This is a genomic window from Paenibacillus sp. 01T431 (assembly GCF_056398625.1).
In genome coordinates this window covers 98,827-114,612 of record NZ_JBFTPT010000001.1, presented here as the reverse complement: position 1 = coordinate 114,612, position 15,786 = coordinate 98,827, and the positions used below count along the sequence as shown (strand labels likewise).

At 44.2% G+C, this 15,786-nt stretch carries 11 protein-coding genes; 6 read left to right on the top strand and 5 right to left on the bottom strand.

The features are described 5' to 3' along the window. Positions 1 to 46: 46 nt before the first annotated feature. The 5 genes from thrC to AC1DM9_RS00475 all read right to left on the bottom strand — a co-directional run bounded on the left by thrC (position 47) and on the right by AC1DM9_RS00475 (position 8,328). Complete coding sequence (gene thrC, locus AC1DM9_RS00495; RefSeq protein WP_477509898.1) at positions 47 to 1,441, bottom strand: threonine synthase; 1,395 nt, start codon at positions 1,439 to 1,441, stop codon at positions 47 to 49. 219 nt (positions 1,442 to 1,660) lie between these two features. Next, positions 1,661 to 6,352 (bottom strand): S-layer homology domain-containing protein, encoded by a 4,692-nt coding sequence (locus AC1DM9_RS00490; RefSeq protein WP_477578002.1) that lies wholly within the window; start codon positions 6,350 to 6,352, stop codon positions 1,661 to 1,663. A 269-nt stretch (positions 6,353 to 6,621) separates the two neighbouring features. After that, the gene (locus AC1DM9_RS00485) at positions 6,622 to 7,158 is read right to left on the bottom strand and encodes a DUF2812 domain-containing protein (RefSeq protein WP_441880795.1); all 537 of its coding nucleotides are present in this window, start codon (positions 7,156 to 7,158) and stop codon (positions 6,622 to 6,624) included. Next, positions 7,151 to 7,477 carry a PadR family transcriptional regulator gene (locus AC1DM9_RS00480; protein WP_477578001.1) on the bottom strand — a complete coding sequence of 109 codons (327 nt, stop codon included), beginning with the start codon at positions 7,475 to 7,477 and terminating at the stop codon, positions 7,151 to 7,153. The genes AC1DM9_RS00485 and AC1DM9_RS00480 overlap by 8 nt, the downstream gene beginning before the upstream one ends. A 194-nt stretch (positions 7,478 to 7,671) precedes the next feature. Continuing rightward, positions 7,672 to 8,328 (bottom strand): pentapeptide repeat-containing protein, encoded by a 657-nt coding sequence (locus AC1DM9_RS00475; protein WP_441880797.1) that lies wholly within the window; start codon positions 8,326 to 8,328, stop codon positions 7,672 to 7,674. Positions 8,329 to 8,597: 269 nt separating this feature from the next. On the opposite strand from AC1DM9_RS00475, the gene AC1DM9_RS00470 reads away from it, so the two are divergent. The 6 genes from AC1DM9_RS00470 to AC1DM9_RS00445 all read left to right on the top strand — a co-directional run bounded on the left by AC1DM9_RS00470 (position 8,598) and on the right by AC1DM9_RS00445 (position 15,712). Further along, a complete protein-coding gene (locus tag AC1DM9_RS00470) occupies positions 8,598 to 9,872 on the top strand; it encodes a DUF3895 domain-containing protein (protein WP_477578000.1) in 1,275 nt (424 codons plus the stop codon). 315 nt (positions 9,873 to 10,187) lie between these two features. Beyond that, positions 10,188 to 10,712 carry a DUF4358 domain-containing protein gene (locus tag AC1DM9_RS00465; protein ID WP_477577999.1) on the top strand — a complete coding sequence of 175 codons (525 nt, stop codon included), beginning with the start codon at positions 10,188 to 10,190 and terminating at the stop codon, positions 10,710 to 10,712. A 5-nt stretch (positions 10,713 to 10,717) separates the two neighbouring features. Then, a complete protein-coding gene (locus AC1DM9_RS00460) occupies positions 10,718 to 12,106 on the top strand; it encodes an MBOAT family O-acyltransferase (protein ID WP_477577998.1) in 1,389 nt (462 codons plus the stop codon). Between the two features lie 21 nt (positions 12,107 to 12,127). Continuing rightward, the gene (locus tag AC1DM9_RS00455; RefSeq protein ID WP_477577997.1) at positions 12,128 to 13,276 is read left to right on the top strand and encodes a DHHW family protein; all 1,149 of its coding nucleotides are present in this window, start codon (positions 12,128 to 12,130) and stop codon (positions 13,274 to 13,276) included. Positions 13,277 to 13,674: 398 nt separating this feature from the next. After that, entirely contained in the window at positions 13,675 to 14,871 is a 1,197-nt protein-coding gene (locus AC1DM9_RS00450; RefSeq protein WP_339205040.1) for an RNA polymerase sigma factor, read from the top strand. Positions 14,872 to 15,052: 181 nt separating this feature from the next. Next, positions 15,053 to 15,712, top strand: coding sequence for a P-loop NTPase family protein (locus tag AC1DM9_RS00445; RefSeq protein WP_477509906.1), 660 nt, complete (start codon positions 15,053 to 15,055; stop codon positions 15,710 to 15,712). The last annotated feature ends 74 nt before the right edge of the window (positions 15,713 to 15,786 follow it).

The window sequence follows — 15,786 nt, the reverse complement described above, 5'->3', positions numbered from 1 at the left end:
TTCTCCTCTAGCTGCTGCCTTTTCCATCGTATCCAAGCATTCATGATTATGCGTTATAAAATGCTTCTAATTCGCTAACGACCGCTGCAAGCGATCCGTCTACGCGAGTCTGACGCTGTTCTTTGCTGAACAGTGAAGCAATTTGCTCAGGGAATTGCTGCTCGATGCCGCAAAGCTCGATGGCTTCGTTGAACTTAGCCGGATGAGCCGTCGCAAGCGAGATCGTGATTCCTTGTTCATTGCTGTATTTGTCAGCCGCAGCGACGCCGCAAGCTGAATGCGGATCAAGCAGGTAGCCGTTTTCCGCTTCATATTTCTTAATCGTGCTCAGGCACTCTTGGCCTTGTACGCCATGCGCGCCAAACTCGGCTTGCACTCTGCTCAGCGCATCGCCGGCAATGACGATTTGTCCTTCGGCTTTGAACTGATCCATCAGACTGCGAATTTGAGCAGCATCCTCGCCAAGCACATAATACAAGTAACGCTCAAAGTTGCTGGCTACTTGAATGTCCATCGATGGGCTGTACGTGCTGCGGAAGTCGCCCGGCTTGTACACGCCCTCAAGAATAAAGCGCTCCAAAATATTGTTCTCATTCGTAGCTAGAATGAGCTTACCTACAGGAAGTCCCATACGCTTCGCTAGGTAACCTGCAAAAATATCACCGAAGTTGCCTGTCGGTACGCTAAAGTTAACCTGCTTCGCATCCGTCTGCTTCGCCACTTGGAAGTAGGCATAGAAATAGTAAACCGTCTGCGCCAAGATTCGAACAAAGTTGATGGAGTTGATCGCCGCAAGCTGATTGTTAGCTTTAAAATCAAGGTCAGCGAACAAATCCTTAATCATGCGCTGGCAATCGTCGAAGTTGCCATCTACGGATAGATTGAGCACATTGTCGTCCTGAACCGTCGTCATTTGCAGCTCTTGTACTTTACTTACTTTGCCATGTGGATGTAGAATACAAATCTTGATGCCGTCTTTGCCTTTAACGCCCTCGATTGCCGAAGCTCCTGTATCGCCGGAAGTAGCACCGAGTATATGAATTTTTTTATTTTGCTTCGCTGCAACATACGTATAAAGCTGGCCCATGAACTGAAGCGCGATATCTTTAAATGCAAAGGTAGGCCCGTGGAACAGCTCCAGCAAATAAAGATCATCCTTCAGCTTGCGGACAGGCGTTACTTCCGGGTCACGGAAAGTAGCATAGCTCGCGTACACCATATCCTTCAAATCCTGTGCTGGAATCTCATCATTCGTAAAATGTGAGAATATAGCAAGTACAAGCTCTTGATAGCTAAGATTCTGCCATTCCTTCAATGTTTCAGCTGAAATAACTGGAATTTCGCTCGGAACAAGCAGTCCTCCATCGTTGCCTAAGCCCATCATAAACGCATCGATAAACCCTATTTTGCCAACATTTCCTCTTGTACTAATGTACTCCATCTGTAAATAGCCTCCTACATGCGCACAATTATCGTCAAATTTCGTTATTTAAATCATATCATCGTTTTCCATAATAATCGATTGTTTTCACAACAGTATATCATTTTTATCGTCTAACAAGCTAAAACGCATTCGGCGTTCTTTAGAAAAAAATATACTGCCTTATATTTAAATAAACGAAAGACATCCCTTATTTTGGGATGTCTCGCGTTAAACCTGCTATTTGACGAAGTTTGCTACAATCGATGCAATCTCGGCGCGTGTAATCTTTTCCTTTGGCCTGATTGAACCATCCTCATAACCTTTAATGATACCCGCTTCCGTTAATGCTGCTATCGCTTCTTTGGCCCAGCTGGACACGCCTTGCTCATCCGCAAAGGATGGTTTGGCCGCTCCGGAGGCAACGATCATTTGATCTTTAACTGCTCTATACAAAATAACGAATGCTTCCTCTCTCGTCATTTCCTGATTCGGCTTGAAGCTGCCATCATCAAAACCAGTTATAATTCCAGCGGCATACAAGCCATTCACATATTTACTATACCAAGCAGTCGGCGTAATATCTCCGAAGCCAGATTCACTGCTTTCTGCTTTGAGGCCTAACAATCTGTAAATAACCGCTGAAAATTCCGCTCTGCTCATTTCCTGATTAGGCTTAAAGCTGCCATCTGGAAAACCGCCCAAAATGTTTTTGTCCGACAGCTTGTTAATCGATGCTGCTGCCCAGTGCCCTGCTGTATCCTTGAAATGCGGCTCTGGATCTGGGCTCGGTGTTGGAACCGGACTTGGTGTTGGGTTCGTTCCAGGGTTTGGCGTCGGACTGGGCGTTGGATCAGGACTCGGACTTGGTGTTGGGTCCGGGCTAGGGCTCGGTGTTGGATCTGGAGTTGGGCTAGGCTCTACGCCAGTGTCCTTCTTTTTCTCCACCGTAACGGCAACCTTAGCTGTAAATCCACCGTCTACCGTCACAACCGTAAGGGTAGCTGTTCCTTCTTTTAGAGCTGTAACAATGCCGTTTGTATCGACCGATGCAATGGCTGCTGCATCGCTGGACCATAACACGGCTTTATTATCCGCGTTCAGCGGTGCAACTTCTGCAGTCAATTGCAGCTGCTCTTCTTCCTTCAACGTAACCGCATCCTTGTTCACCGTAATTCCTGTTACATGAACAGCCGTATCCGGCTGCTTCAACACAGTGAACGTAAAAGTTCTTGTTACAGTCGATTTTTCATCTGATAGAACAGCGGTCAGTGTTACATTCTGATCTCCATTTTCAAAAACAGGCCGTGCAACAGTACCGCTATTACTAATGATTGACTCATTATCTGATTGCCATGTAATGGTTGCTCCATGCAACCCAGTTGTTGGCAGCTCAAGATCCGTCATCACTGCATCCTTGCTGCTATTCTCCCCAAGGAAGCTCAGGTCGTCTAATTGATCGGCCGCATGTTGAAGCAACAGCACCTCCATGCTTGCCAGCTTCTCATTTGCCGCCACATTAAGCTCGCTCACTTCAGAGGCAAGAAGTGCGCCACTATAGATTTGGAAGTCTGCGATCATACCGCCAAAATAAGCATCTCCCGCATAAAAGGATTTTCCAATAAAACCGCTGATGCCGTTTTTATTGTTAATTTGATCGAGAGTAAAGCCGCCAGCATTACCAGACGAGACTAGCTGGCCGTCTACATACAGCAACAGCTTGTTTTCTGTACCCGACATTACTGCCGTAACGAGCTTCCAATCATCTGATTGGAGCAGCGGCGCTTTCGTCGCCACTTCATTGCGCCAGCCATTCGTTGCGATACCGAATCGCGCCGTGCTGTCTGCATTATATTTTGGCGTCATATACAAATAATGTGTATCGCCTTGTCCAAGCGCAAACAGCCATTCTGCACTGTTCTTGCCTTTCCAATTGACAAGGGCAGATACCGTGACATCCGTCAGCCCATCCAAAACACCCTGCGGCATTTCAATATAAGAGCTTGTATTGCCTCCTGCAAAGCTGATGGCTCCGGCTGCATCTGTCTTAATCCACTCCGCGTTGGCAGGGTTAATCCATTTGCCATTATAATTGCCAGTCTGGTCAATGACCGAAGTACCTTCCAGCTTGCTCATGTCATAATGGACAATCAGCTCTGTAGGAGTCTCAACAACATCGCCTTTGCTATCCGTTATCATAATCCAGCTAATTTGCGGATCAGAGCTTGTTGCACCTGCATTCGCTGCTCTATGCACCGTCAGCTCCAGCTTTCCGTTATCAACGGCTACATTGCCATAGCTAAGCACATCTTTTGCTGAGGAGAAAACATACCCGCTTGTTTTTACCGTTCCGTTCAGCAAAATATCAGCTATCCGTTTGCCATTTGAATACTGGGACCACGGGTCGTACAAGCCTACATAAACATCGTAGCTTCCATTATCGATGTCGAAGCGGTACGAGAGATCATTGCCTGCATTGCTTTTCAAATAACGCAATCCATCAAAGATATTGCCGCTGTTCGTACCGGATGTCAGCGTATTGTCACCGATATAACCCCAAGTTTGATTGTTCGCCGGATCATATTTCTGATCGATAACGTTTCCGTTTAGCAAATGATCTTCGCCAATCAATTGAGTAATATCTTTATAATCTGACGTTTCCGCACCGCCTGCATGAACAAAATAAGTGCTGCCCTCTGGAATGACATACATCTGATGTTCGATTACCTTATTGGAGATCTCTGTCAGCTTGCCGCTGACGCGCACCGTTCCCGGAATTTTGAATGACGCTTCATTTATGCTCCAGCTCATCGGCGTATCCTTCACCGTTCCATCCGATAAGGTCACTTGCACAGTAGTCGGAAGTGCTGGCGCTTTGCCAATTGTTGTACTTGCAGGAAGCGGAGTATTCAATGTCACCTTCCCCATGCTGTCGAGCAAATCAAGCGACCACTCATCATGCCATTGAAGGGCAATTTCATCATTTTGACCAAATTCAATCGGCAGCCAAATATAGCGGGAATTCGCAAGATCGTTTTGATTCCAGCGGTCACCCATATAGATGAATTTCCCCGCAGCCGCGTCTACTGTAATCACTTGAGTGCTCTGCGAGCCAAAGGTCGTTGAGCTTCCAGGCGCAACATCGCGCATCGTTTTCCACGGTCCCATCATACTGTCGGCAACCGTATATTTGCCCACGTTCGGAGCCCAGCCCGTCGCACCGGATGAAATCATGTAATATTTCCCTTGGTACTTAAATAGTGCTGGTGCCTCGCGCTGAGCGAGCGGGAATACGCGCACATAGTCCTCGCCATGCACTCCCTTGTACTCCGTATCTCGCTCTTCGTTGCCGTCTTTATGCCAACCAACAACATCTGTATACGAATCATTGAGCTTGGAGATGTACATCGTTAAATTTTCTTCACTCGAATAAATCAAATAACCGGTGCCGTCGTCATCCTTAAATAACGTCATATCCCGCGCCATGCCTGGCTGATTTGGCTGGCCGTTATCAGTTGCTCCCTTAGGCGCTTGGTCCATGCGGTGGCTCTCTTGATAGACAAAAGGTCCGAGCGGAGAGTCACTAAGCGCATAGCCGGCTTCTGCTTTCGCATAGTTGGCTGTCGATGTCGCACTTGGGCCATCCGTATGCATCCACATCACATATTTTTTTGTATGATCGTTATAAATGACTTTAGGACGTTCAATGATGCGATCCGTACCGATGTCGTTCAAAATATCAGCTTGATCTGTCCGACCTGCATATAGCTCTGAAATAAGCGGATCATTCTCAAAGTCATCTATGGAACCGATCGCTGTCAGGGCGAGTCCATGATCCTCCCAGTTGTACAAATCCTTGGACGCGTAAACCCTTACCCCTCTGGCAGGCAAATAACCATAGGTTTTATCCTCGCCATACCAGTAATAGGTTTGTGTATTCTCATCAAACATCATGCCAGCGCCGTGCGCTTGAATGAGCGCTCCGTTCGTATCTCTCCAAACCGCACCGGGCTTAAAAGAATTGTATGTCTCTTTAACCGCCAGCTCTGATATCGCCTTTGATAATGCTGCGATAGCCGAAATAATCTGCTCCTGAATTGCGAGATCCGTAATATCCGCACCGCTGCCCACTAGCGATTGCAGAATGGAATCACTCTCTTGAATGACCTCGTTCAGTACTGCGAGACTGAATGGCGTATATTTCGTGTTTGCTGCTTCAGCTCTTGCTGCTGCAATCTTGTCATCTAAATCAGAAAGTGGAACCGTTCTGTTCTGTCTAATGATGAGATAATTAACGAGTGGATCGTTATAGTTTGAGAGCGCAGCTGTTGCCGGCCCTTGTATCCTTACGTTTAACATCCCATCGGTAACGCCGATTTTGCGATAAGTAACCGATTTCTCAGCCCCTTCACCGCCAATGGCAAAATCACCGCCAGAAACGTTATTCCCTTCCAGCAGCAAGTTCACGCTTCTTCCGCTCCATGGATTATTGAAGCCAAAGGTCACGTCATATTCGCCTGCTGGCAGCTCAAAGTCATAAGCCAGTGCCTTATCTCTAACCTGCGTACCGTTATAATATCTTAACGATCCGAATTTGGTCGCTGCATCCCAGACGTTTGTGCCGCTCGTTGTCGTCAACAAGCCCCATGATTTAGATGTTAGGGGATCCATTCCATATACCTGCTCCGTAACCGAGCTATACAAGCCCAGCTTGTCGTTCCCTTCAACCGTCTTTGGGGTTGAATCGCCTGCATTAACGAAATATAAAATATAATCGTTATCCTTCAGCTCCTGCTCTGTAAAATCGTCGGTGACAGCTAAAGCTTCCTCTAGCCCTTCACTTGCTGCGTTTACAGGGGCAAGCGAGGTTAGAAAACTTGCTAATAGAGAGAAGCATAGCGCCAAAGACAGCCATTTCTTTCTTTTCAACAATTGAATTCCTCCTTTAGTTTGGGTATCCGCTCTTTATGTATGCGTTTGCAGATCATGCTGCTTAGAACGTCTCCATGAATGTTAGCCTAGGTGTACCGTCTCTTCAACTGAACAATTTAGACAGCAATGAACTTCCATTAGACCGCCTAATTCTCCCGAAAATGAAGCGTTTATGTTCACTCAGGTTTGATTTTTTCACCTGCTCAAAACGGTGTGCACACATGTGAAAAAAGAAAAAAGACTGCCCGCGGGCAGCCTCTACTTCTGTGCTATTTATGCAAATCTCGTCTCTTGATAAGCATTCGATTATTGGAAACGATACGAATAATACCATAAACAAACAACCCAACAACGATCATATACAAGCCTAAAATGATTAATGACCATGGATTGAACATTTGTAACGGAAAAATGTTAATCAATATAATGGGAAACTGTGCGAATAATACGACTGAAAGCAGGGACAAAATTCTTTTGTTGCGATCAATTAGAGAATCCAGATCGGAGTAGATTTCAGGCCGCACCTCACTGTAGGGCATTCGCCAAATATACCAGCCTGCGCCGGAATATACGAGCTCCCAGCCTGCTTCTTTAAACAGCTGCACATAGTTTGGGTCTTTGTTCATCTGATAGTCGAGGCAATATCTTAGCTTTCTAGTCTCACCCTTCTGGAAATGGAAACGAACGACATTGCCGCTTACTTTCCTCAGATGCCATCCTTCAGCTTCCTCTTGCTCAAGCCAGCGCTCTATTTTTTCCGAATCCCAACTTACCCACCATTTCGTCACCCGTTTCTCGTTATTCATGAAGTTTCCCCTCCACTTTTAAACTATTATGATACAGCTCCCCGATCCGGTTCATCTCTAGTTGGAGCAAGGTTTTACCGTCATCCGTGATGCGATAAAATTTACGCCTATCCTCTTCAAGCACAACTTCAATCAAGCTGTCTTTTTCCATGCGCGACAGGCTTCCGTACAAAGTCCCAGCGCCTAAATGAATTCTGTTGTTCGTTAGTTCATCTACATGCTGCATGATCCCGTAACCATGACGAGTCTCTATAAGCGACAGCAAAATATAAAAAGCCGTTTCCGACATAGGCAAATAATTGCGAAGTAATTTCTCCATTGTGACTCGGCTCCTTTTGTGTGGAACTACTGAAAGTGTATATCACCCTACGTTATATCGCATTTCGATATATCATGATGTGATTGTATCACGACACGATATATAAGTAAATCATTCCCATGCAAAAAGAAGACCACTGCTCGTACGCAGTGGTCTTCTTTGTTACCATTTAGGCGTTGGTATACTGCTCGCCATTATGTTCCATCATTCACAACAAGCCCAAAAATCGTCGCCATTGTAATCGCCTGTGCAGGCGAGATGATGCAGCGCCGCAAATCCTCTAGCGAAGCGCCTAAGCTGTTAAATTCACAGCTGCTAATATCGATGCCGCCAAGCTTCGTCTGTGAAAGCTGCGCTTGATCGATATTTGTTTCATGCAGAAAGAAATTAGCTAATGTCATATTGGACATGTCCGCTTTGGCTAACGAGCTTTTGTCGAATTTAACGCCTTTGGCATTGGTGAAGCGCAGTACGGCATAATCCGCCACACATTGCTCGAACCTTACGTTGCGCAGCATTGAGCCTGTCAAATCCATGCCAAGCAGCTTGCAATTAAGGAATGTGACCCTATGAAATACCGCTTCACTTAGATCGATATTTGATAAATCGCAGTTGTCAAAACGAACATCGGTAAATTCCGCTTTTCGCAGGCTTGTCGCCCGAAACGATACGTTATTAAACACCACGCGATCAAAACAAGGCTTATAAGCCGATTGATTATGAACACCGCTGTCTTGAATGATGCTGTCGCTAATCTCAATCTCATCCGCCCATTCGTAATCAGGAACGTCTAAAGATTGCAATTCGCTTGATATTTTAGGTGCTTCAATTTTCTCTTTTTTGCTGGACATAAGTATGAGGACCTGCCTTTATTATGAAATAAAATCTATACAACCTCAGCTTCTTTATATTATACACTTTCAATTCCTGATAGGACGAATTCGTTTTTTTAGCAACAAATCTTAATGATGCGGATTGAACATTATGAAAAAACGGGTAATGAGTTGTATAGTTTGGCATCGCTAATGACTTCTTGTGCTCCCCCATCTATAATGTGAATAAATAAAGTATGCAATAAAGGGGGACTTCACTCCCTTTTTAGACGGAATAGAGGTGTGTTATGAAATACGAGATGTCGCTGGAGCAGCGCGATAACATAATGGGAACGCTCACGGAGGAGCAACGTCATTTTTTGCACCATGAGCTCGTTAGAGGCAGAAGAACGTTATTCGCACGACAGCTTGCCCGAAAAAAATGCCAGTTCATTCCTGAGGATGCTGAATTCGAGGATATTGAATCGTTTATTGAAGAATGGGACTATATCGGGTTCACCGATAGCGGCGAAGTGTCTCCTCATACAAAATGTGAATGCGGCCGTTCCTTGCGCTACCAGCATCAGGTGCTTCATCTCCCTACCAATACGATTCGCTACTTCGGTATCGAGCATTTACAGCTGCATACCGGAATTGATGCGAAAGCTATATCGGATATTATGAAAGGCTTCGACATCCTCGATGGCGAGATGAATGAAATGTTATGCAAATATAGAGATGGCTGGCAGCTCGATCAGCATCTTTTTTTGCCGCTGCCATCTGAGCTTGAAGTACCTGCCGACATTCAAGCACATATCGATGCCAATCTTCCGCTGCTGGAGAGACAGCTGTCCCGTATCCGCAGAAGACTGCATGAACTGGACCTAGCGAGCAGGAAGAAGCGAATAGCAGCCGCTTTAACCTTCTATGATCAATCGTCTTCAGAAGACGATGAACAGCAAATACCGGAGACCCCGAACCTGCATAGCGACTACCGTTCCGACAAGGACATCATGGAGAACAGTAATCAGCCTATTGACCCTCCAAAACATTCGCAAGGCTCCTTCGATTTTGGAGATAACGAAGTAACGCAAGGCGTACTCAGCTTTGACAATTCCGATAATGGCCAAGGTGCGTTTGTATTTGATGAAATCGAAAACAGTCAAGGCGCATTCGTCTTTGATGAGATTGAGGAGAGCCAAGGCGCGTTTGTGTTCGATGAGCCTCCGGTGAACCAAGATGCGTTTGCATTCGAGGAGGCTGGCAAAAAATTAGGCGCTGCCGCAATGCGAGAATCTGAGCTAAGCAGCTCGAATGCCAAAACTTCAAGTCCCTTTTATTTGTCACAGCCGGCTCAACGCGTCGTTGATGATGCTCTCAAGTACGGACGTATCAGCACATTAGCGATCTCTAACTTCTTAATTGAACAGAAGCTTGTACAAGATATAAGAATGTCTACCGGAAAACCTGGCATCTACATTGCAGTGGCAGCCTATTTGGACAAGCTTTCAGCTGCAGGCCAATGTGAGCTCGTGCTCGGCAATTCCGAGGATCGCGTTTATTCGAATTCGAAGACTTCGTAATTGCTTTTTGTGCCGTGCGTTCATCCAGCTTTCTTTCCAAATCGAATTTCTATTTTTGAGTCCACTCTATCGACCTCGTTTTATTGTGAGAGCTTGACCATCGATATATCGAAAAGCATTGCTGCTTCATGGTCAAGCCTCTCCTCTATGGCAAAAACTCCGCGTAATCACTCATTTTTCTCTCGAATGAAATAATCAAATTCTCATGAATTATTAACGTCATATTTTACCATAATAATTAAAACTGCAACATAAACTTAATATTTTCCGTTTTTAAACTTGATAACAAAAATGACACCGAGGAGATTGATTACGATGAAAAAAAGATATTTTGCATTTATGCTTGTCATTGCTTTAGGTTTGGTGCTGACGGCATGCTCAGGTTCAAACTCAAATTCAGGAGCTAACTCCAATACATCAGGCAACAAAGAAGAGCAGTTCGTAACAACAAAAACGACAAAAGAGATGGTTGACGGCATGTTGGCCAAAATTGAACAACCCGCGCTAGCAGAAATGACAGGCGACATGGTGAAACAAATGTATTACTTCGACCCATCTATGCTGGAAGAATATACAATTATGTCACCGTTAATGAATGTCAAAACAAATGAAATAGCTGTTTTCAAAGTGAAGGATGCTAAAGATATTGCTGCTGTTGAGGACGGAATCAAGAAACGTGCTGCGGATGTTCAAAAATCGTTTGAAACTTATTTGCCGGATCAGTACGAAAACGCCAAAAACTACAAGCTTGTAGCGAAAGGCAATCACGTCTTTTTCGTCATTTCTGAACAAGCGGATAAATTTGTAACTGAATTCGATTCCTTCTTCGCTAAAAAATAAGCAATATGGTATTCAGCAGTCTACTTTTCCTATTTCTATTTCTGCCTGCTGTATTGCTGCTGTATTTCGTGTCTCCGTGGCGAATTAAAAACTTTGTTTTATTCGCCACAAGCCTCGTATTCTACGCATGGGGCGAGCCCGTGTACATCGCAATTATGCTGCTCTCGACGGTTACTGACTATAGCTTCGGACTTGCTCTTAGCAACCCGAAGCGGAGCAGCCTGCAGCGGAAATGGATTGTCGTCGCCTCTGTCGTCGTAAACTTAACCTTGCTTGGTTATTTTAAATACGCTGATTTTCTCATTAACAATGTGAATGCACTATTAGGTACACAAATACCATTAACTGAACTGGCGTTGCCAATCGGTATCTCCTTTTATACTTTTCAATCGATGTCCTACATTATTGATGTTTATAGAGGTACAGCAAAGGCACAACGCAACTGGATTGATTTCGGTACGTTTGTCGCTTTGTTCCCTCAATTGGTCGCAGGACCAATCGTGCAATATTCTACAATTGCGGAGCAATTGCGCCATCGCACAGTGAACATCGAGCTGTTCGCTGAAGGCGTTAGACGATTTATTATCGGTTTAGCGAAAAAGGTGCTGCTCGCAAACAATATCGGACTGTTATGGAATACGATATCAAGCACAGGAGCAGATACGATGCCTGCCTTGACCGCTTGGCTCGGCATTATCGCCTTTGCTTTCCAAATTTATTTTGATTTCAGCGGTTACTCCGATATGGCCATTGGGCTAGGCATGATGTTTGGTTTCCGGTTTAACGAAAACTTCAATCGTCCTTATACGGCACAAAGCATTACTGATTTTTGGCGCCGCTGGCATATATCGCTCAGCACCTGGTTCCGCGACTATGTGTACATACCGCTTGGCGGCAACCGCAAAGGTCCGTGGATACAGCTTCGCAACATTATGATCGTATGGCTGCTGACCGGTATTTGGCATGGAGCCAGCTGGAACTTTTTACTTTGGGGCTTATACTTCGGCGTTGTTCTTGTGTTCGAGAAATGGTTTGGACTAAAGCTGCTGCAGCGAATGCCAGCTTGGGTTAGGCATATGTATGCGCTGCTGCTTATTTTGATCGGCTGGGTATTCTTTGCCTTTGACGATTTAGGAAATATGGGTACTTACTTTGCTGCTATGTTTGGCGCCAATGACCAGCCATTATGGAACAATGAAACTTTCTATTTGTTGTACACAAATGCAATTTTACTCGTATTATTAGTGCTCGCATCCTTGCCTAAGCGCAAGCTCAAGGAAAACAGAAGTACGCGACCCGTTTTACAGCTTGGCTGGCATGCTTTGTTGTTCTTTATGTCCGTTGCTTACTTGGTTGATGCGACGTTTAACCCATTTCTTTACTTCCGTTTTTAATGTAAAAGGAGGCTGGCGGTTTTGAGCAAGAAGACGGACCACGTTTTTGTGTGGGGTTTCGTCGGTGTCCTATTTGCTATGTCGTTATTATTTTTTTTACTGCCCGTACAAGCATTCTCGGACGTTGAGAATCGCACGCTCCAGAAGTCACCTGAGCTGACTTGGGATAATCTTTGGTCTAAGAAGTTTGCCGATAATACGGAAAACTACGTAACCGATCATTTTCCTTTCCGAACCAACTGGGTATGGACGAAGTCTGTATTTGAGCAGCTTCGCCTGCAGCAGGAAAATAACGGCATCTACAAAGGCTCTGACGGCTATTTGTTCGAGAAATTTAATAAACCGAACGATAAAGATATAGAAGAATACACTGCTGCGGTGGAGAAGTTTGTACAAAACCATCCTAACGCCAACATCACCTTTATGCTTGCTCCGACCTCCATTGGCCTGTATCCAGAACGGCTGCCATGGCTGGCTGATGCTTACCCGCAAACGAAGGTAAACAGCTTTATTGCCGATCAGGTTAAAGGGAGCTTGTCGTTTATCGACGGATTCGAATTTCTGAAGCCTGAAGCCGGCAGCAGCAGACCGCTTTATTACAAAACAGACCACCACTGGACGACTTATGGCGCCTATCTAGCCTATGTTACTTACGCGGAGAAGATGGGCTGGACGCCAATGGCCGAGAAGGATTTCGACATCGAGACCGTTACCAACTCTTTTCTAGGCAGCTATCATACTCGCGGTCAGTTCAGCGGTTTAACACCTGATTCCATTGAAGCCTACAAAGCTAAAAACGGAATGAAAACAGACATGTACGTGGCTGATACGGACAAAACCTTTACGACCATGTATGATTCGAGCTATTTGGAAAAGAAGGATAAATACTCGTATTTTCTTGGCGGCGTGCACGCTTTAATGACGCTTCACAGCGAGCTTCCTCCGAAGCAAGCCGATAAGAAGAAGCTGCTTGTCATTAAAGATTCATATGCGCACAGCTTCCTCCCTTTCCTGACGCAACATGTCGAGGATATCCATGTGATCGACATTCGCTACAATAACGGCAATATTAGTGACTACATGGAAGCCAACGGGATTGAGGATGTCCTGCTGCTGTTTAATACAACGACCTTCATTGCGGAACGCAATTTATTGAAGCTGAAGTATTGATGGTGGGTGGAAGTTCAAACAATGGATTCGCAAAACAAAGGAGCAGCCGAGATGGCTGCTCCTTTGTTTTTTGGCGTTCCTATCTGAGGTAACTTAGCAGCTGCTAAGCCGTTTAACAGGAAATACTCCCGCTAATTAAAACGATTATTTGCTCTCAAAGCCACTAGATGGAAAAACTCCTGTTATTTTCAGCATATCCTCACCAAATGGGCCTATTTGACGAATATAGCAGGAGAATTTCCTGCTAATGGGGCAAAAAGCCATTTATTTATCGAATTAACGGGAGGTTTTCCTTTAAGCACTAACAAAAAATTCAATCCATAAATAATACATTTTGCTGTGGCTTTTTCCATCTCCCTGGTGTCTAATAAACGTGAAGACAGGGGGAGGTTCACTTGATGTCAGGGGCCCACGACAAATTCGAGGACATTTTCACGCTATATTACGATAGAATTAGAAGATTTCTCTCGCTGAAGGTCGACATTCAGACTGCAGAGGATTTAACACAGCTAACATTTATGAAGGCTATGGAGCACATCAATAGTTTTCGTGGTGATTCTAGTCTATTCACTTGGATATGCCATATTGCGAACAACAATTTAAAAAATGAATTCCGAAGAAAAGATCGTAATTGCGAAACCTATGTAGACTTAAACCACTTAGAAAATCGTTTTATATCTTTTGAATTCACCAAAAATGTAGAGATACGAATCGATATCACCTTAGCTTTAGAACAATTAAGCGAGATTGATCGTGAAATCATTTCGCTCCATTATGATGTCGGCTGCACTTTGAAAGAGGTGTCCGAGATTACTCAGATGAAATTAAGCGCAGTCAAAAATCGCCTGTACAGAGCTTTAGAAAAGTTAAGAAAAGAATTGCACAATGACGAGGAGGTTCGAAGCTTTATGTCTGTAATCGACTATATTACTGTTATTAGTAAAAATGAGCTTAAGGGTGCATCCGAGCAGGATAGCAAGGTGTATCAAGATATCATCAATCATCTGAAAACCAGCGTTGATCGTATTTGTACGCAATTAAGACATCAACCTTCAAAAAAAATATCAATAGAAATTTATCCAGATCTTCAATCCTTCCATCATGCGGTTGGTGAGCCAGATGCGCCCAATTGGTTTATGGGTGTAATTGAGAATAATACGATAAAAATTGCTTCTCCGCTCCATCCAGGTCCAGAACATACGTATCAATCCATTCTTAAATCAACACTCCATCTCTATACGATTTGGTTGGTGACAGATATTAACCCTGCCGCTCCAAAATGGTTATACCAAGGACTAGGCGGATACGAAGCTGGTCTCATGACAAAGGAATACATCGATTCTTCAATAGCAGAGCTTGTGAAACACAGCCAAATTCCTACTTTTGAGGATTTAGAAGATAACACATGGGAATTTGATGAAAAAAAGGGGTTTCAGTTTTCTTATACGCTCTCTGAATTTGTTTTACAACACTATGGCATTGACGCCCTTAATAAAATCATCAGAAATCCACTCGATTTTGAAGATGCATTCAACTGTTCTGCAGCAGAAATTCACAAGCTTTGGTCTCATACACTCAAAGCAAGGTTGAATTAACATTCCTAGTGAAATGAGCCTCACCAGAAAAAGGGAAATGAATTAAACGAAGCGAATCTAATGTTAGAATCCAAACGTTTGGAGGTATAACAAGTGAAAATGAACGCTAATTTCAATTTTTGCTGTCTGAAACCAAGAATGATCCGTCCTTATTCATTTTAAATTTAGGGAGGATCTATACATGAGTAAACAAAAAAGATTAATTATTATTGACGGTATTCCTGGCTCTGGAAAAACGACAACAGCTAAATCCATTTTAGATAAACTAAATTCAAAACAAGTAGCAGCAAGGTGTTTTTTAGAAGAGGAAGCACTACATCCCCTGCTCTTACAAGGACCGGAGTTCAGTTCTTTCACAAATGAAGCAGAAGCAGATCAGTTCATACAGCTTCTCACCACTCGTTATCTTGACTTTGTTCAAGCTGAGCTACACAGTGCCCATGAAGTCATTATTATTGAAAGTGTGTTTCTTCAAGACACCATTAGTGTCGCTCATCTCATGGGCATGGATAAACAGAAGCTTCTCGTTTTCTCTTCTTCCCTACAGCAGATACTGGCACCACTGGCACCTAGCCTTATTTACTATTATCAAGTGGATGTTGAGAAACAATGGCGGTTTATTTGCAGCGTAAGAGGAAATGAATGGGGTCCTGTCTCCCTGCATACAGATGAGGATTTCAAACAAGCTGCAGAGGTGTGGTCACGGAGTCAGTCCTTTGTCCGTGCAACTGTTAATGCGTGGGACATCCCAAAACTAATCATTGAGAATAAAGACTATCTCTGGGATGAATATCACCAGCAGATTAGTGAATTCATTGATTCGCTGCTTCCAGTTCATTAAATAAGCTCATCTAACCCCAAAAGAGGCTGTTCTAAAAGTAGATAAATCTACGTTTAGAACAGCCTCTACTTCAT